Annotated in this window: 14 protein-coding genes; 11 read left to right on the top strand and 3 right to left on the bottom strand. The window is 55.5% G+C overall.

Going from position 1 to position 18206, the window contains the following annotated elements; all coding sequences use genetic code 11:
* Positions 1 to 24: 24 nt before the first annotated feature.
* Both HRU82_15555 and bioF read right to left on the bottom strand, forming a co-directional pair.
* Positions 25 to 1080, bottom strand: a complete 1056-nt coding sequence (locus HRU82_15555) for a type IV pilus twitching motility protein PilT (protein QOJ37239.1) — start codon at positions 1078 to 1080, stop codon at positions 25 to 27.
* A gap of 184 nt (positions 1081 to 1264) precedes the next feature.
* Positions 1265 to 2425 (bottom strand): 8-amino-7-oxononanoate synthase, encoded by a 1161-nt coding sequence (gene bioF / locus HRU82_15560; GenBank protein QOJ37240.1) that lies wholly within the window; start codon positions 2423 to 2425, stop codon positions 1265 to 1267.
* 118 nt (positions 2426 to 2543) lie between these two features.
* Between bioF and HRU82_15565 the strand changes: the two genes are divergently transcribed.
* Positions 2544 to 3377, top strand: coding sequence for a tetratricopeptide repeat protein (locus HRU82_15565; protein ID QOJ36266.1), 834 nt, complete (start codon positions 2544 to 2546; stop codon positions 3375 to 3377).
* A gap of 42 nt (positions 3378 to 3419) precedes the next feature.
* Here HRU82_15565 and HRU82_15570 read toward each other — a convergent pair whose 3' ends face one another.
* Positions 3420 to 4658 (bottom strand): transglycosylase SLT domain-containing protein, encoded by a 1239-nt coding sequence (locus tag HRU82_15570; protein ID QOJ36267.1) that lies wholly within the window; start codon positions 4656 to 4658, stop codon positions 3420 to 3422.
* Between the two features lie 508 nt (positions 4659 to 5166).
* On the opposite strand from HRU82_15570, the gene HRU82_15575 reads away from it, so the two are divergent.
* From HRU82_15575 to HRU82_15620, 10 genes are all read left to right on the top strand, one after another.
* On the top strand, positions 5167 to 6312 hold the full coding sequence (locus tag HRU82_15575) for an alanine--glyoxylate aminotransferase family protein (protein QOJ36268.1): 1146 nt from the start codon (positions 5167 to 5169) through the stop codon (positions 6310 to 6312).
* Between the two features lie 38 nt (positions 6313 to 6350).
* Complete coding sequence (locus tag HRU82_15580; protein QOJ36269.1) at positions 6351 to 7943, top strand: phosphoglycerate dehydrogenase; 1593 nt, start codon at positions 6351 to 6353, stop codon at positions 7941 to 7943.
* A 100-nt stretch (positions 7944 to 8043) separates the two neighbouring features.
* Complete coding sequence (gene hisZ / locus HRU82_15585) at positions 8044 to 9093, top strand: ATP phosphoribosyltransferase regulatory subunit (GenBank protein ID QOJ36270.1); 1050 nt, start codon at positions 8044 to 8046, stop codon at positions 9091 to 9093.
* Positions 9090 to 10445, top strand: coding sequence for a replicative DNA helicase (gene dnaB / locus HRU82_15590; GenBank protein ID QOJ36271.1), 1356 nt, complete (start codon positions 9090 to 9092; stop codon positions 10443 to 10445). The genes hisZ and dnaB overlap by 4 nt, the downstream gene beginning before the upstream one ends.
* 293 nt (positions 10446 to 10738) lie before the next feature.
* A complete protein-coding gene (locus tag HRU82_15595) occupies positions 10739 to 12376 on the top strand; it encodes a tetratricopeptide repeat protein (GenBank protein ID QOJ36272.1) in 1638 nt (545 codons plus the stop codon).
* Positions 12377 to 12777: 401 nt separating this feature from the next.
* Positions 12778 to 13296, top strand: coding sequence for a prepilin-type N-terminal cleavage/methylation domain-containing protein (locus tag HRU82_15600; protein QOJ36273.1), 519 nt, complete (start codon positions 12778 to 12780; stop codon positions 13294 to 13296).
* 260 nt (positions 13297 to 13556) lie between these two features.
* Complete coding sequence (locus HRU82_15605) at positions 13557 to 15455, top strand: O-antigen ligase family protein (protein ID QOJ36274.1); 1899 nt, start codon at positions 13557 to 13559, stop codon at positions 15453 to 15455.
* A gap of 14 nt (positions 15456 to 15469) precedes the next feature.
* Positions 15470 to 16417: a hypothetical protein gene (locus HRU82_15610; protein QOJ36275.1), complete on the top strand. Its 948-nt coding sequence runs from the start codon at positions 15470 to 15472 to the stop codon at positions 16415 to 16417.
* A 12-nt stretch (positions 16418 to 16429) separates the two neighbouring features.
* Positions 16430 to 17401, top strand: coding sequence for an ABC transporter ATP-binding protein (locus HRU82_15615; GenBank protein ID QOJ36276.1), 972 nt, complete (start codon positions 16430 to 16432; stop codon positions 17399 to 17401).
* Positions 17385 to 18167, top strand: a complete 783-nt coding sequence (locus HRU82_15620; GenBank protein QOJ36277.1) for an ABC transporter permease — start codon at positions 17385 to 17387, stop codon at positions 18165 to 18167. Before HRU82_15615 ends, HRU82_15620 begins: the two co-directional genes overlap by 17 nt.
* The last annotated feature ends 39 nt before the right edge of the window (positions 18168 to 18206 follow it).

Below are 18206 nucleotides of genomic sequence, written 5' to 3' on the forward strand. Positions count from 1 at the left end.
TCAACGTTGTGTTTAAAATAGAATTTAAGCTGCGCCTACTGCAGCGCCGAACAAATTGGGGTTCATACTTCTGGACTGTGCCTCGGCCTTGGTGACCAGCCCTCGGGTCGCCAAATCGATGAGAGCCATATCCATGGTTTGCATGCCGTCCTTCTGACTGGCCTGCATAACACCAGGGATTTGGTGAAGCTTCCCTTCTCGAATAAGATTTCGAACTGCTGTCGTTCCAACCATGATTTCCACTGCAGCGATACGTCCGCCGGTCTTTTTCTTGAGCAGGGTCTGTGTCAGCACGGCTTCCAGGGTTTCCGACAATTGGGCGCGGACTTGCGCCTGCTGATTCGGTGGAAATGCATCGATGATGCGGTCGACGGTCTTGGGGGCGCTGGATGTGTGCAGTGTGGCGAATACCAGATGGCCCGTTTCAGCTGCGGTCAATGCCAACTGAATGGTCTCCAAGTCGCGCATCTCACCGACCAGAATAATGTCAGGATCTTCGCGTAGAGCTGCCCGTAGTGCGTTCGAAAACGACAGTGTGTGCACGCCCAGTTCTCGCTGATTGACCAGGCACTTCTTCGATTTATGGACGAATTCGACGGGATCTTCGATGGTGAGAATGTGTCCTTCGTAGGTATTGTTGAGGTAGTCGATCATACCTGCCAATGAGGTGGACTTGCCTGATCCCGTCGGGCCCGTGACGAGGATCAGACCCTTTTCGCGGTCGCACAGTTGCCGAATGATCGGAGGCATTCCCAGTTTTTCCAGGGGAAGGATTTCCGTTGGAATGGTTCGGAAAACTGCACCCAATCCACGTCCTTGGACGAAGACATTAACGCGGAAGCGGGCAATGTCTCCGAGGTCAAAGGAAAAGTCGCGTTCTCGATGCTCTTCGAAGTTCTTTCGTTGCGCATCACTCATCATGTCGTAAATGAGGGCATGGGTCTCGTCTTGCGTCAGAGGTGGGTGATCCAACTTCTTCAGGTCTCCGTGCAGGCGAATCATGGGCGGCTCGCCGGCACTAATGTGACAGTCTGACGCCCCTTGCTGGACGCCGAATGTGAGGAGTTTTGATATATCAATCATGGGAGCACTCCATAAAAAAACGTGGTGGTATGCGCGGATAAATAAATGGTGAATGACTGAGTCCGGGGGAGCGGTTGACCTCCTTGGAGCATGCCATAGGTAAGGGGGAAAGCAAGCAAATCCCTCGAAGATGGTCTGTCGAAGAGCCGTACAGAGAGGAAGATTTACTTGGGAGAGCCCGCTAGATAAGCCTGAGTGCCTGACCAGCTCGCTCCAACGCCGAGACCACTTCATCAAGTTGTTCGGCGGTATGGTCAGCCGTGACCGTCAGACGGATTCGGCTGGTGGCCGGTGGAACAGTGGGTGGACGAATGGCTGGAGCGTATACGCCGAATGTCAACAGCGTTTGGGCCAACCGGATGGCGCGTTCTGGGGCTCCGACGATGATCGGTAAAATGGGACTCGCCGACGGGCCGAGTTGGAATCCAAGACTTGTCAGTGCTTGTACAAGACGATTACGGTTTTCCCAGAGCCGGATCCGACGTGCGGGCTCCTCCTGGATAATCCGAAGGGCAGCGGTCGCTGCAGCGGCGGAAGCAGGGGGAGAGGCAGTAGTATAGATAAAGGCCCGACACGTGTTGATGAGATAGTCGATGAATGAACGTGAACCTGCCAAATACCCCCCGACGCTTCCAATCGCTTTACTGAGGGTTCCCATGTGGTAGGGGAGAGAAGATTCCACTCCGCAGTGCTCAAGCGTCCCGCGTCCGGTCGACCCCAGGATCCCTGTGCCGTGAGCGTCATCGACGTATACGTTCGCCCCATAACGTTTGGCTAGACGAGTCAGGTCTGCCAGCGGGGCAATGTCTCCGTCCATGCTGAAGAGCCCATCGGTCACAATCAGGGTGGGTTTGGCTGGAGACCGTTTCGCCAGCAACTGCTCTAGGTGATTCATGTCGCAGTGGCGGTATATGCGAAGGGTCGCGCCACTCAATCGGCATCCTTCGATTAAGCTCGCATGACATAGGCGGTCGGCGAATATCAGGTCAGTCTTTCCGATCAGGGTAGGGATTACGCCGATGTTTGCCAGGTATCCCGATCCAAAACTTAGGGCAGCCTCGGTCCCCTTGAATTCGGCCAATGCCGTCTCCAGGGCTTGGTGGGAAGGAAGCGTGCCACACACAAGACGCGAGGCCCCGGCCCCAGCTCCATACCGCTTCGTCGTTTCAACAGCTGCCTCGATCACAGAAGGATGTGTGGCGAGACCAAGGTAATTGTTGGAACTCAATAGGATGACGGATCGGCCATGGAGTGTGATTGTCGGGCCGGTAGCGGATGCGAGGGGATGAAGTTCCCGAAACAGATGATGGTCGCGGAGTTCTTGAAGGTGGCCCTCAAACATGGTCACGAGTGCACACGCGCTGTTGAATATTTGACAAGGCTGACTGGTCCCTAGTATAAGGCGCGATGGTGCGAGAAACGACAGGTTCTTTGCACAGGTTGTTATAGCGGCCCTTTCAATGAGTTATAAAATCAGAGTTCCTGCCAAAGACGATCCACTCGACGAAACCCAGCTATTGACTGGTCTTGAGCGGTTCTTGTTGAGCCTCCAGGAGCATCGGCGAGCGTTGTTGGTGGGAGTGGGAGTACTGCTGGTGGCCGCCGCAGTTGTGGCTGGGGTGGTGTGGTACGACTATCAGACGACACTGAAGGCTCGGGAGCTTGATCAGGAAGCGACACGTCACTACCTCAACAGGCCGGCCGACGATCCGAAAAAAGCACGGGAGCAGTTGATGCAGGCCATCACCCTTTACAAACAGGTGGTGGAGCAGTACCCGCGCACCCCCGTTGCCCCGCTTGCGCTGTTCCACTTAGGCAATGCACAGGTTCTGGCAAATGAAGTCGATGCCGGAATTGAAACCTATAAGCGATTTCTGCTGCTATATGCTGACAACTCTTCATTTGTAAGCCTCGTGCAGCAACGGTTAGCCTATGCTTTTCTCCTGAAGGGAGAACAAGACCAAGCGGCCAAGACCTTTGCTGCGATACTCGAAGCGCCCTTGGCTCTCAATAAAGACCAGGTGCTGTTCGAATTGGCAAAATTAGAGGAATCGCATTCTCGCCCAGAGGGTGCACTTGGGCACTATCAAGATTTGATGAAGAACTACCCCAGCTCGCCGTTTGCCAGCGAAGCAGCTGTTCGGGTCAAGGTTCTCGAGGTCAAGAAATCGCCCGATAGTCCTCCGACCATTGCTCCAGTCAAGTCGGAAAACACCGCCCCACCTACTCAGTCGGAGCCAGCAGGAAAGTCAATTAGTAAGCCTGCCGCGTCATCCGCGAAGGAAAAGTCTTAAGCGCCGCTCCAACTTCGAGAGCGGACAATCCCTCAGGCGCGCTTACTGCGCAATAACCAGTCGAGATCCTGCCTTGATGGTGGCGCTCGTCAGGTTGTTAGTGCTTTTCAGCGTCTTGACCGAGATATTAAAACGCTTCGCGATTTTCTCGAGGGAGTCCCCCACGCGGACGCGGTACCATCGTCCAGAGTCGGGCTCAGATTTTTGCTGCCGAACCTTAATGGACAAGGGGGGAAACTTGTAGGTAGGAGCCCTATCCAGGAGTTGTTCGACCTTCTCTCGAGTTCCCACCGGAATTTTTAGCCGATACTCTGGATCGTCCGGTGGCGTGGCGTCCCGGCGCAGTTCAGGATTTAGGATCTTCAGTTCCTGGTAAGGAATTCCCGTAACGTTGGCGATGGCCTTGAAATGAATGGGGCGGCGAACAATTACCTCTTCAAACTGGTGCGGACTGACGTCGTTTTGGGGAAAGCCATATCGGTCGGGATTCTTGGCGATGATGGTGGCAGCCATGAACCGCGGGACATATTCCCGTGTTTCTCTGCGGATCAATCGTGTCTTGGCAATGTCCGAAAAGCTTTCCGCTTGTGCGGTATGGAGGGCCCGCATGACCTTTCCTTCGCCCGCATTGTAGGCTGCCATGGCCAGGGGCCACGTTCCAAATAAATCATAGAGGTCGCGCAGATAGCGGGCCGCAGCGACTGTTGACTTGATGGGGTCTCGCCGTTCGTCCACATAGCTATCGACTCGTAGACCGTATAACTTTGCGGTTCCCTTCATGAATTGCCAGGGACCGGTTGCACGGGCTCGTGAATACGCGTGGGGGTTGAATCCGCTTTCGACGAGCGACAGGTAGATCAGATCGCTGGGAAGGTTGAATTCGGAGAAAATGCTGTCGACCAGGGGGCGATAGTGGCTGAGCCGAATGAGCCACTGTTCGAAGCGGTTACGAATGGCTACGTTGAAGAAGCGAATATGGCCTTGTACCGACGGATCGAGGATGATCGGAACATTATAAGCGGCGTTTTCCTCATCAGCTGAGTCCGAGGGCAAAGCCGATTCCTGAGCCACTTCTGCAGGGGGTTGAAGAAGATCCGTAAATCTGGCTGCCGCACCGCTGAGGGGTTTGAGTTGGAGGAGTTGCTCAGCGGGAGGAATTTGGGTGGAGGGTTCACTTGCAAGTGAACCGCTTACCTCTGCTGATTCACTGTCGGTTGCTGCCGCACGGTCTTCTTCATCCAGGATGGCTTCCGGTTCAGGGGTGGGGAGGGCGGTTTCCACGGCTGGATCCGAACTCGCTAGCTGGCCCTGGTCGGTCTCCGTGGGTGCCGCCTCTGTGTCCGTTTGCGCAAGGGTCAGGCACGGCCACATTGCCCAAGTGAGGGCGCAGCAACCAACAAGTAACAGGTCTCGAAAACCTCCAGCGCGAGTACGAACTTGCATGAAGCCACCTATTCGGTCTACTGAGTGATTCTCTTTGGTGCGGACAGATGAGTAGGTCTAAATGGCTCTGTCAGACTAAGGTCTCGAAGCGTACAGTATCCAGGAGCCTATAGCTTGTCAAGAAATCGGCGGAAGCGACTCAATCGATTGAAGATCCAAGAGACGTCAGTTAACCAGCGAACGGCGCCTTTTCGGCGTCTTGTCGGTGTATAAATCAGATTGAAACTTGCTGAAAAGATAGGCAAGTTTCCGATTCGTTTCCTTGACACCTCCTGAGGGCTGTGATAGCGTACGCGCCTTCCAAATTCCTGACCCGTTCGTTCCGTACAGTGAGGAGGTTCGTCGTATGCTGAAACGGTACTTGCTGGCTCCAGGGCCTACTCCGGTTCCACCGGAGGTATTGCTGGCTATGGCCCGTCCGATGATTCACCATCGGGCTCCTGAATTCGACAAGCTCTTCGCCGAGGTCCGTGAAGACTTGAAGTGGCTCTTTCAAACCAGAAATGATGTGCTGATTCTTGCGGCTTCGGGTACGGGGGGAATGGAGGGCTCCGTCTCCAACTTCCTCTCCCCAGGAGATAAGGCCCTCACTATCAATGGCGGCAAGTTTGGTGAGCGGTGGACGAAATTATGTAAGACATTCGGCGCTCAAGTGACCGAAATCAAGGTCGAGTGGGGGCGTGCCGTTGACCCGCAGGCCGTGGCCGACGCATTGAAGAAAGACCCATCGATCAAGGCGGTTTATGTACAAGCGAGTGAAACCTCGACGGCCGTCGCGCATGATGTGAAAGCCTTGGCTGATATTGTGAAGGGTTACGAGGAGACGATCTTGGTGGTCGATGCGATCACGGCGTTGGGTGTCCTCGATCTCAAGACCGATGCCTGGGGACTCGACGTGGTCGTGACAGGCTCTCAAAAGGCGTTGATGCTGCCGCCGGGACTAGCCTTCGCTAGTGTGAGTGAAAAGGCATGGCGCCTGGCCGATAAGGCGAAGAACGCGGCTTTCTATTTTAATTTTAAGAGGGAGCGCGACAATCAGCAGAAGAATACCACCGCCTATACCCCGGCGGTGTCGCTGATTTTGGGTTTGAAAGAGGTTTTGAACATTCTCAAAGCAGAAGGCCTGGAATCGATTTTTTCCAGGCACGCCACGTTGGCCACAGCCATGCGCGAAGGAGTGAAAGCGGCAGGTCTGAGCCTGTTTCCCCAGGAGCGCCCCAGCGATGCTTTGACGGCGATCCTGGCTCCTCAAGGGGTTGACGGCCAAGCCGTCTATAAGAACCTGCGAACCCAATATGGCATGACGGCCGCGGGTGGTCAGGATCACCTGAAAGGGAAGATCTTCCGTATTTCACACATGGGTTACATCGATAGTTTCGACGTTATCACCGCGCTTGCCGCCGTGGAAATGGTGGTCAAGGGGTTGGGCTATCCGGTGAAACTTGGCAGTGGAGTTGCGAAGGCTCAGGAAATTTTTATGGGGAAGGCGTAGAGCCAAATAGATCCATCCTCAGGTAAGGCGCCACGACAATGAAAATCTTGGTTAGCGATAGCTTGTCGAAACAGGGGGTCGAGCTGCTTGAGAAGGCGGGCTTTTCGGTGGTTGTGAAGACCAAGCTCCCCAAGGAGGAACTTCTCAAGGAAGTCAAGGACGCCGATGGTCTGATCGTGAGGTCCGGGACGAAGGTGACGGCGGAAGTCATCGCCGCCGCCGAACATCTGAAGGTGGTCGGACGTGCCGGATCCGGATTGGATAACGTCGACACGCCGGCTGCGACACGCCGAGGCATCGTCGTCATGAACACGCCGGGGGGAAATACCGTTACCACCGCGGAACACACGATGGCCATGATTTTCTCCATGTCGCGCCGCATTCCCCAGGCTACAGCTTCGACCAAGGCCGGGAAGTGGGAAAAAGAAAAGTTCATGGGGGTGGAGCTGCAGGGCAAGACCCTGGGCATTGTGGGGGTTGGGCAGATTGGTGGATACCTTACGAAGTTAGCACAGGGTATCGGGATGCACGTCGTCGCCTACGATCCCTATCTGGCGCCGGAGCGTGCAGAGAAAATGGGCGTCGCGATCGTGGCGTTGGACGAATTATTCCGTCGTTCCGATGTCATCTCCGTGCACACGCCGCTGACCCCTGAAACTAAAGGGCTCATCAACGCTCAGGCGATTGCGAAAATGAAGCCGGGCGTCATGATCGCCAACTGTGCTCGCGGCGGGATTGTGCACGAAGGCGATCTGTGCGAGGCACTAAAATCGAAACGTGTGGCGGCTGCCGCGTTTGACGTTTTCGAAGAAGAACCAGTCAAGCCGGATAATCCGCTGCTGGCATTGGAGAATTTCATTTGCTCGCCGCATATCGGGGCTTCAACAACAGAGGCCCAGGAAAATGTGGCCGTTGGCATCGCTGAGCAAATTGTCGAATATTTTACCAAGGGCATTGCCCGCGGCGCTGTGAACATTCCATCCGTGGCGCCAGAATTATTGCCCCAGCTGCAACCGTACCTATCGCTCGGGGAGCGCGTGGGGCTTCTCCAAGCGCAACTGTTGGAGGGCGGACTGGAGCGGCTGACCGTGGAGTACAGCGGTGAGGTGGCCGGATTGAACGTGGCGCCATTGACCATTGCTGTGCTCAAAGGGCTTTTGACGCCCATTCTCGAAGATCCGGTCAATTATGTGAACGCACCGGTTGTGGCAAAAGAGCGTGGCATCGAAGTGAAAGAGGTCAAAAGCAACGATGCCGGTAATTTTTCGAGCGTCATCCGTGTGCGAGTGGAGGCGGGGAAAAAGGTCCACCAGGTGGCCGGCACGCTCTACAATCGCAAAGATCCGCGGATCATTGAAATCGATCAATTCAAGGTCGAGGTGGTGCCTGACAATCACCTCCTGTTGATTTTAAATGAGGATCGTCCGGGTGTCATCGGAACGGTTGGGCATGTCTTGGGGGACCACAACATCAACATCGCGCGCATGCAGTGCTCCCGGGAAGAACGCGGCGGGAATGCACTCCTGATCTTCGGGTTGGATGCGCCACTTTCGGGATCGGTGCTCGACCAAATCACAAAGAGCAAGCACATCCTGTCCGTGAAGGTGGCTGATCTGTCAAAAGGCTTATAGCCCCACCGGCGACCCCACCATGGGCTCCCAGTCCTTGAAGGCCTCTTCTGTATCCGCTCCACATTCGGGAGGGCACGAACGGTCGCTCATTCCAGTTGGAATGAGCACCATCCTTCCTCAGGCTGCTCATCGTATTCGTCATCTCGAACACGCACTGCTTGCCGTTCTCTCCAAGGGGGGATATGAGGAAATCATTCTCCCCATGTTCGAGTATCACGACGTACTCGCACCGGGTTTGGAGGCTGATCTCCTCGAGAAATGCTATCGCATCGTCGATCGAACGACAGGACGACTGCTGTTGCTCCGACCCGATGCAACTGCACAGATCGCGCGGACGGTCGCCATGGGCATGATGGGAAACCGGTTGCCGATTCGCCTGTGTTACCGGACCTCGGTCTTTCGCCATGAACGCGAACATAGCGGGCGCGATCGAGAAATTTTTCAGGTCGGGGCAGAACTCATCGGCGTCGCAGGTGTGGCAGGCGATGCGGAGATCTTGACGTACCTCATTGAGTGCCTGCAACGGGTCGGTTTGGCATCGTTCAAAGTCGCGGTCGGGCACGTGGGATTTTTCACTGCTCTGCTGGTTCGTTCCGGCTTGTCCACGGAGGGGCAAAAGCGCGTGGAGCAAGCGGCTGCCCGGAAGGATCTGCCACTCCTAGAGGAATTATTGGCTCGAGAGGGAGTGTCTCGTGCCACGACCGGCGTCATTCTCAATGCCCTTGAGTTGTGTGGCGGACCCGAGGTGCTGGCTCGAGGTCGAAAGCTTGTCGGGCGTGATCGCGCGCTTCTTGGTACCCTCGATCACTTGTCCCAGGTCTATGACCGATTGAGTTCTGCCGCGCAACGACAGGTTGTCCTCCTTGATCTAGGTGAGTTTCGTGGGTTCGAATATTATGACGGAATGGTGTTTGATGTGTTTGCGTCGGGAATCGGTGCGGAATTGGGGGGGGGAGGGCGGTATGACCATCTTTTGGGGCGATTTGGGCATCCGGCGGCCTCCACTGGGTTCGCGCTCGACGTAGATCGGTTGTTCCGTGCCATCGACTCGAGTGAGGACGGCGCACCTTCCGCGTCAAAAAGTCCCACCTGCGGAGCCAAACCAGATTCATCATCGCTTCGAACGAAACGTCGAGGGACGCGCGCATGAAATCGCTGTCGGCTGTTGATCTGGCTTCCCCCAAATTGCCGCCGCAGAATGTGGAAGCCGAACAGTCGGTGCTGGGGGCCATTTTGCTGGACAACACCGCGATGGCTAAAGCCATGGAAATCCTCACCGACGAGGAGTTCTATCGCACCGCTCACCGCAAGATTTATCAGGCCATGTTGGAGTTGTCTGATCGCGGCGAAGTTATTGACCAGATCACGTTGACGGAATGTCTGAAGGGTCGGTCCGAGCTTGAGAGCGTCGGGGGGGCGGCTTATCTGGCAGAGCTGGTGCAAGTTGTTCCAACCGCAGCAAACGTTCGCTACCACAGCAAAATCGTCCGCGATAAGGCGTTGTTACGTGGGCTCATTCAGACCTCGACGGAGGTGATCACCCGAGGGTACGACGGAACCGTGGCGGTCGATGAATTATTGGATTTTGCCGAGCGCTCCGTCTTCGGTCTGGCCCAGGGCAAGCTTGACCGCTCGTTCACGCCGGTAAACCAGATCATCAAGGAAAGCCTTGATGTCGTGGATCGCCTGTCGAAGCGAAAGGAGCGCGTGACGGGTGTGCCGACCGGATATCTCGATCTGGATGACCTCACCTCCGGACTGCAGCCGTCCGATCTCATTGTCATTGCGGGCCGTCCCAGCATGGGAAAGACCAGTCTTGCGTTGGGCATGGCGCAACACGCTGCACTGCGAGCCGGCACCGTGGTCGGTATCTTCAGTTTGGAAATGTCGAAACCGCAGCTGGTTCTTCGCATGCTGAGCTCCGAGGCACGCGTCGATTCGCATGCCCTTCGGACCGGGCGGCTGCAGAAAGAAGACTGGTGGCGGTTGGCTGAAGCGGCGGGGAAACTCGAACAGGCTCCGATTTACATCGATGATTCGGGTGCCGTCACCGTGCAACAGATGCGGGGAAAGGCGCGGCGCCTGAAGGCTGAGCGGGGGCTGGATTTGATCATTGTGGACTATCTTCAGCTTATGCAGGGACGGAGCGATGCCGAGTCGCGGCAACAGGAGATTTCCGATATCTCTCGCTCTCTGAAGAGTTTGGCGAAGGAACTTAGCGTGCCGGTGATCGCGCTGTCGCAATTGAGTCGAGCCGTAGAAGCCAGAAAACCTCCCATTCCCATGCTCGCTGATCTGCGGGAGAGCGGTGCTATTGAGCAAGATGCCGATGTGGTCATGTTCATCTACCGCGAGGAGGTGTATGAGGCTGGCACCGAGCGGAAGGGCATCGCGGATATTCTTGTCAGCAAACATCGCAACGGCCCGATTGGAAAAAAAGAACTGTTTTTTCATGACCGGTTCGCCAAGTTTGAAAACCTGGAGACGCGCGAGTCGGTTTGACGCTTTCTTCCACGGCTCAGTATAATCTCCACACATTCAGTTGAATCTCAGGAGCTTCATTGCAAAGTGGGTGGATGATTGTGCGAGGATGGTGTCTGGCTGAACGGCACAGGAAGGGAGTCGGTGAGAGCCACTTGGTACGACTTGCATCCGTCCTAATGACGGTGGGAGGGCTGATTACAGCCTGTCAGAGTGCTCCTCCTGTGCTTCCCGTTGCACCGCCTCCACCTGCAGTTCCAACTGCCTCTCGTCCGATTCCATCTTCAACGGATTCGCGAGCCTCCTATCATTTCATGCTTGGATACCAAGCTGAGTTGGAGCAGAACACCGAACAGGCCATCAAGGAGTATCAACTCGCGCTCCAGACCGACCCGACGTCACATTACATCAAGGCCCGACTCGCCGTCCTATCATTTGCTGCTGGTGATGTGCCTGCCGCGGTTCGATTTGCAGATGAGGTGGCGAATGTGCCGGGACTGGATGCCCAGATGCTCGGTCAGATCGGCGGAATGTATGCGGCTGCCGGAAAACCCGACAAGGCTTTAAGGCTTTTCAATCAGGCGATTGAGCAGGAGCCGCAGCGGAGCGAGCACTTTTTTGCCAAGGGGCTCTTGCAAGCCAATCAAAAGCAGTATGCCGAAGCGGAGGAGACGATTCGATCCGGCATCAAGGTGAGCCCCGATTCGGCGGTCGGCTATTACTATTTAGGACGGATCGGGGTGGAGGCCAGAGATTTCGATAAGGCCATGCTTGAGTTTGAGCAGGCCGTGACGTTGAACCCCGCTTTTGAACCCGCTTACGTTGCGCTCGGTTCCGTCTACGAAGCAAAGCAAGAGCGAGAGAAGGCCATCGGGGTCTATCGCAGGTATTTGCAAAACGTCAATCCGAAGAATCGGGAGATTCGGCACCACGTGATTCGACTCCAGGTGTCGGCCAAGCAGTATGATGATGCGCTCCGGGAATTGGAGGACATGCTCGCGGAGGATCCGGCGGATCTCGATGCCCAACTTCGGATGGGGCTCGTCTACGGTGAAAAAAAGAACTATCCCAAGGCGATCCAACATCTAAATCAAATCTTGACCGCACGGCCGAATGAACTCAAGGTACGGGATTACTTAGGGTATCTGTATGAAGAAACGAAAGATTATGTCAAAGCGGTTGAGGCCTATCGCCAGAATCTCGTGATTGAACCTTCGTATTTCGAAGGGCACTTACATTTAGGGGTATTGCAGTATCGCTTGAAGCAGTATGCCGATGCGATTTTGCATTTGAAGGAGGCCAGCCGGCTGAATCCGAAGCAGCCGGAGGCGCACATTGTACTGGGCTTGTCCCATTTCCAGGCAGAGCAATATGAACCATCGCTGCAAGCCTTCCTCGAAGGGATTCGTCATAATCCCGACAATGCAGACCTGCATTTCAATGCCGGTACTGTGTATGACAAGCTGAATCGCTTCGACGACGTCGTGAAGTCCATGGAGACCACCCTGTCCCTGGATCCCCACCATGCCGATGCCTTGAATTATCTGGGATATAGTTACGCGGAACGCGGGGTGAAGATCGAAGAAGCGATCACATTGACTAAACAGGCCGTGGCCCTCCGTCCGACCAACGGCTACTATGTGGATAGCCTTGCGTGGGCCTTCTTCAAGAAGGGACTCTTGGCGGAGGCGCTAGCCGAAATGAAGCGGGCTGTCGTGTTGGTAGGGGACGATCCGGTTATTTATGAACATCTTGGTGAAATTTACCTCAAGCAGCAGCTAGTCACGGAGGGGCGAGAAGCCCTTCTACATTCCCTTGAGCTCGATCCATCCAATGACAAGCTTATGCAGCGATTTCGTGACCTTGGGTTGGGTGACCCGACCCAGGAAGAACGGATTCGCCAGGCACTGAGACGAGTTTCGGATCGAAAGACCGCCGACCAGATCCAATAGTTTCTCCAGCCTTCATCGAATCAGACCGTTCCAATTAGCTGTCTTCTCCTAACGCCGCCGACCAAGCCCCCTCTGGGGCTCCGCCTCCTGAGCGTTCTCTTTCTCTCACTGCCCGCCACCCATGGGATAACTTCGGTTTGTTTTTGCGTAGAGCCAAAACTTGTCCCCAGGTGACGGAAAACGGGACTGGAGACTGGTTTGGCATAGGGAGCGGAAGCGAAAGAAAAACATAAATCATTGAGAATGAAGCCATACTTCGTTCCTGATTGGTGTCGAATTGTCAGGCACGGAAGCTGCTCCCATTGGGCTCCGCAGTGAGTGAGAGCCAAGATTCTGGGGCAAGCTGGTTGTGATTTGATGGGTCCGGTAATGAGTCAACAATAGGAAAGGGAGGAGTCTGTATGTTGAAGCAACTCAAGGGACAAAAGGGTTTTACATTGATCGAGTTGATGATCGTGGTGGCGATCATCGGTATCTTGGCGGCCATCGCTATTCCCAACTTCTTGCGGTATCAGGCGAAGTCCCGGCAGTCGGAGGCCAAGACCAACCTGGGCGCCATTTTCGTGGCTGAGACCGCGTATCTCAGTGAAAATTCGCGCTATGGGAGCTTCTCGGAGATCGGGTACGCCCTCGCCGGTTCTACGAACCGGTATACCTATCGGAGCCCGGCGATCGGGGGTAACGCAGCCTCCACGGGCGCGGCCACAGACCAGATTCCGTGCGGTGCTCCCGTGGGCTGTACGGTGTCCAGCGATGCAGCCCCGGCTGTTCCGTCAGCTGCGAGCACGGCAGCCGGTGCGGTGGGCTTCACAGCCTCGGCAGTCGCGAGCATCGACAATGACCCGACCATCGACGGCTGGTCTGTGAACGACATCAAGGGTGGTCTCACGCAAGCTGTTCCGGACGACGTGATCAGCTAACCAGCACTCACCGGACATTTCGGTGCGGGGGAGGGACGTTGTTCCTCCCCCGTTTTATTTGTTCCTGACCATTCATCATCGGTTGCAGTATCGCATTTTGCTTTGTGATCTCGTTTGTCTCTGATAGAGGGTAAGTACTGCAGTGCCTCTCCCACATGTTGGCAGTCATGAATGTTCGGTCGAGTATCGCCCTGTTTGTGACCAGCGCTCTCCTATGCTTCTCCCCTCTTCTTGACGGGGGAACAACCCACCTCGCGCAGATGATCATTCGGTTGTTGATCCTCACCTGGCTGGGACTTGTTGCTGCCGAGGGGATTCGAACCGGTGTGTTTATAGTTCCGAAAATCTCAAGTGAATATCCGGTGCTTTCGTTTGTGGGGCTCGCGATCGTGTCTACGTTGCTGGCTCCGTATTCTCATCCTGCGCGGAACTGGCTACTGACGATCGCTCTGTACGTCGCGTTGTTCTATTTGCTTGTCTCTTTTGTTGACCGATGGGAGCATGTTTTCACGCTGACTTGTGTGATCGTGCTGATGGGGACAGGAGAGGCTGTGTTCGCCATAGTTCAGAGCGTACGGTGGGGAGCCGCGAGGCCGTCGGGGACGTTTTTTAATCCCAATTTCTTGGCCGGTTATCTTTCGGTCACCTGGTCGCTCCTGCTCAGTTACGGCGTGTACGGGTATAGGCAAGCAGCTATCAGGGTTGGAATGTGGCGTCACCCTTTTCTCTGGTGGGGTGTGTTCGGGCTTATGTTCAGCTCCGTGCTGTATGCCGTCATCCTGACTCAATCCCGTGGAGGGTTACTCGTCCTATTTGCTGCCACCCTATTCGTGCTGATCTGCCGGTATGGATGGGCTCGGGCAGGAGCCTGTGGGGCGCTGCTTGTCTTGGTTGGGATTCTCCTGCCTTCGCCCGCACGTGAGCGAGCCCTTGCCGAGCATCTCCACAATCCTGCCGCCTATGCGCGTTGGCAGATGTGGCAGGGTGCATTCAAACAGATGGTAGATCATCCCCTGGGGATCGGTCTTGGACTGTATCAGTATACCTACCCAGGATACGCCTTTCCGATCGAGGGAGAGATCGCGCGATATGGCAAAGTTGCCCAGACGCCACATAACGATTACTTGCAAATCGGTGTTGAGATGGGGGGGGCGGCGATTCTCGTTGTGTTCGGTGGTATCTACACCGTGACACGGGACCTGTGGCGTGTGGTGGGAAGGCGACTCCGACGTGGACAGCGGAGCCTCATGGTGGGGCTGGGAGGGGCTGCTACTGCACTGCTGCTGCACGCGGCGTTTGATTCAAGTCTACGAGAGCCAGCTCTCGCGATCTTGTTGGTGCTTTGCTGTGCGCTGATTACAGCTGCTGGGCGTATGTCTAGGAAAGGGACGGCTGCCGCATATGTCATTGGCACACACCCACGTGCCATCTGGGCCATCGGAATTGCATGTGCTGTCGTGGTCGTGAGTGTGGAGCTGGTCCGGTTTGGGATGGCCTGGTCTACGTTTGAGTCTGCATCGCGTCATGCAGTGAACGGTAAGCTGCACGAGGCGGCCGAAGGACTCAAGCGAGCAATCGCATGGGATCCTGATAAATCCCTTTATCATCATGGTCTTGGTTCTGTCTACACCAAGCAGTTCGAAGTGACGGCGCATGAACAGGACTTTCTCCAAGCGAAGCGAGAATTTGAGCGAGCGATCGAATTGAACCCCCTTGATAGTCGTGTATTCGCCCTCCTCGCTCAACTCTATCTCACGGCCGCGCAGAGTTCGCACATGTCTTCCGACGAACAACGTCGGGCGTTGTTAGCCGGTTCGGCGCGGCTTTATGAAGAGACGATCCGACTTGCGCCGTTCTCCGCGGTATATCGATATGAGCAGGCGCGAGTGTATTGGCTGATGGGAAACTGGAAGAAAGCCGAGCGTCGAGCGCAGGAAGCCCAGGAGTTAGAACCGAACTTTCTGCCGGCCCGCGCCTTTCTTGCTCGTATGTGGGCGAAGGAAGGCCGTATGGAGGAGGCGGGGCAGCAACTACGCGAGATCCACGGGCGCCAAGTACGGTACCAATCCGTGCGCAAGGATAGCCTGGATCAGGCATTCCTGAGTGTGGACGTGAACCTGCTCCGCCCGGCGGTTAACCCTGCGGGGGCGCTAAGGTGAGGGGACCTGAGGTGATGGCATCCGTTACGCGCGGCGTACTGCATGTGTTGTGCATACTGATACTCCTCGTCGGCGCATCCGGGCTGCTTCATGTGTTGAGTCAGGAGCGGAGTGCCACAGTGAGGGTCGAGCAGTTGGCCTACCTTCCTAAGGGAAAATATTTGAAGCTGGCGGTCTTGGGCTATCGCCAACTCGTGGCGGACTTCATCTGGTTGCAGGCTGTCCAGCATATCGGTTCTACCAGGAACACCGACCAAGGATATCAGTGGACGTATCATGCGGTGGATGTGCTGACGGATTTGGACCCGACCTTCGTCCCCCCTTATCAGGCGACTGGTGTTTTTCTGGGAGTTCTCGTGGATCACCATGAGGAGGGCCTTGCTCTTTTGAAGAAGGGGATTCACGAGAATCCGTCGGTTTGGCAACTGCCATTTTTAGCTGGATACATTTCTTATTATGAACTGTGTGACCCCGTGGCAGGAGGTCGATTCCTACAGGAGGCGGCGCAAGTGCACGGTTCTCCGAGCTATCTGGCTCGTTTGGCGGCTCGCATGACGGTTGAAAGCGGTGATCTTTCGGCGGCGTTGGAGTTTCTCGACCGCTTCTCGCGCACGGTGAACGACGAGCGCGTTCGAGAAACGCTGTCGCTCCGGATGAAGGAAATTGTTCAGGAGAAGGACCTCCTCTTTTTGGAGGAAGCAGTTCGGCGGTATCGCTCGCGGTATGGTCGGAGCCCTGCCAAGGTTGAAGATTTGATGTTGCATGGGGTGATCGGGCGATTGCCCGAAGATCCGTTGGGCGGAGAGTACCGAGTCGATTTCCTGACAGGGGCGGTGAGTGCTTCTTCACGAAAAAATCGTTTGCGTATTCATGAGAAGGTGGCCTGTCGGGGAACCGAGGGAGCGGTGCCTGGTCAGCCCTGGGCAAAACCGACGTCTGTCACTTTGCCGACTGTACCGTAGGAGGAGTGTTCAGTGAACGACATCGTTATTGAAGATCTTACCAAGTCGTATGCATCTGGGTGGCCCGGGCGACCACCGCTGGTGGCGCTGAACGGGCTTTCGCTGTCAGTCGCACGGGGAGAAATCTTCGGCTTCTTGGGCCCGAACGGGGCGGGAAAAACGACTACGTTGAAGATTCTCATGGGCCTGGTCCGTGCAACCGGGGGGAGGGCCTTTCTATTAGGGCAGCCGGCTGGAGATGTCGAAACACGGGGCCGCATCGGGTTCCTGCCCGAGTCACCGTATTTTTATGACTATCTGACGGCAGAGGAGTTTTTGGGTTTCTACGGCCAGTTGGCGGGGTTGGGGCGAGCGACGATCGCACGGCGGGTGACTGACCTCCTGGGGGTCGTTGGGTTGACGGATGCACGGAGCCGTCAACTGAGAAAGTTTTCCAAAGGTATGCTGCAACGCATCGGTCTTGCTCAGGCGCTGATTCACGACCCCGAGCTGGTGATTCTGGATGAGCCGATGACGGGATTAGACCCTGTGGGAAGGAAGCAGGTGCGCGATTTGATTCTCAGCCTGCGAGACAGAGGCAAAACGATTTTCTTTAGTACGCATATTCTCCATGACGTGGAGATGATCTGCGATCGTGTCGGCATCGTCATGAGAGGCCGGCTCCTAGCCAGCGGGCGTGTCGAAGAGTTGGTCAGGCAGGATCAGACGCAGTCGGTCGAGATTGTGTGTCAGCAAGTGAAGTCGGAAGGGAATGCGTTGTTCCAGTCGCTCGCCACACGGGTACTGCACCAAGGACAGCAATGCCTCATTGTGTTGCCGAACTCCGATGCGGTTGATGCGGTGGTGAGCGAGATCCGCCGGCAAGGTGGCCGTCTTGTTTCGGTGACGCCTCATAAGGCGTCGCTGGAGGATCTATTTTTTCAAGAGGCAGCGACGACGCCGTCTCGACCGCACATGGCTCGTTTCGGTGGGAGGGCCTCTTGACATGGGTGCGATGGCCGTTATCGCGTTGAATGCATTTCGCGAAAGCTTGAGAGACAAGATTCTCTATAACCTGATTGTGTTCGCCGGGTTGCTGATCGGGCTTTCCGTCTTGCTGGCGGATTTGAGCATTACGGAACATCACAAAATAATTGCCGATATGGGATTGGCCGCCATCAATCTGATCGGCGTGATCATTGCCATTTTTATCGGTATCAGCCTGGTAAACAAAGAAATCGAGCGGCGAACGGTGTATACCATCATGGCCAGGCCGATCAGCCGCACATCCTTCATTCTTGGGAAGTATTTCGGGTTGGCGCTGACCTTGTTTGTGAACATGGCGATCATGCTGGTCGTCTTTCTTGGCACGTTGTGGTTGTACCGCGTCCCGATCGGATCCTCATTTTTTCAGGCGACACAGTTGATCTTCGTCGAGATATTGGTGGTGACCGCCATTGCCCTGTTCTTCTCAACCTTCAGTTCATCGACATTGAGCGCTATCCTCACGTTAGGGTTGTATGTGATCGGCCATTTAACCGCGGATTTGAAACAAGTGGCTGTCAATAGTCAAAATGAGACGGCTCAAACGCTGGTGAATGCTCTGTATTACCTGACTCCAAACCTGGAGATGCTCAATATCAAGGGGCAAGCGGCTGTAGGAATTGCCGTGACGCAGGAGTACCTCTTCTTGGCTTCGCTATACGGATTGCTTTATGTCGGCATCCTGCTCAGCGGCGCGTGTCTGGTATTTCGTCATCGTGATTTCTAATCCGTTACCTCGGCTCGTGACAGCAAATGAGTGTTCCCC

Source organism: Nitrospira sp., from assembly GCA_015709715.1.
In the GTDB taxonomy this organism is placed as follows: Bacteria; Nitrospirota; Nitrospiria; order Nitrospirales; family Nitrospiraceae; genus Nitrospira_A.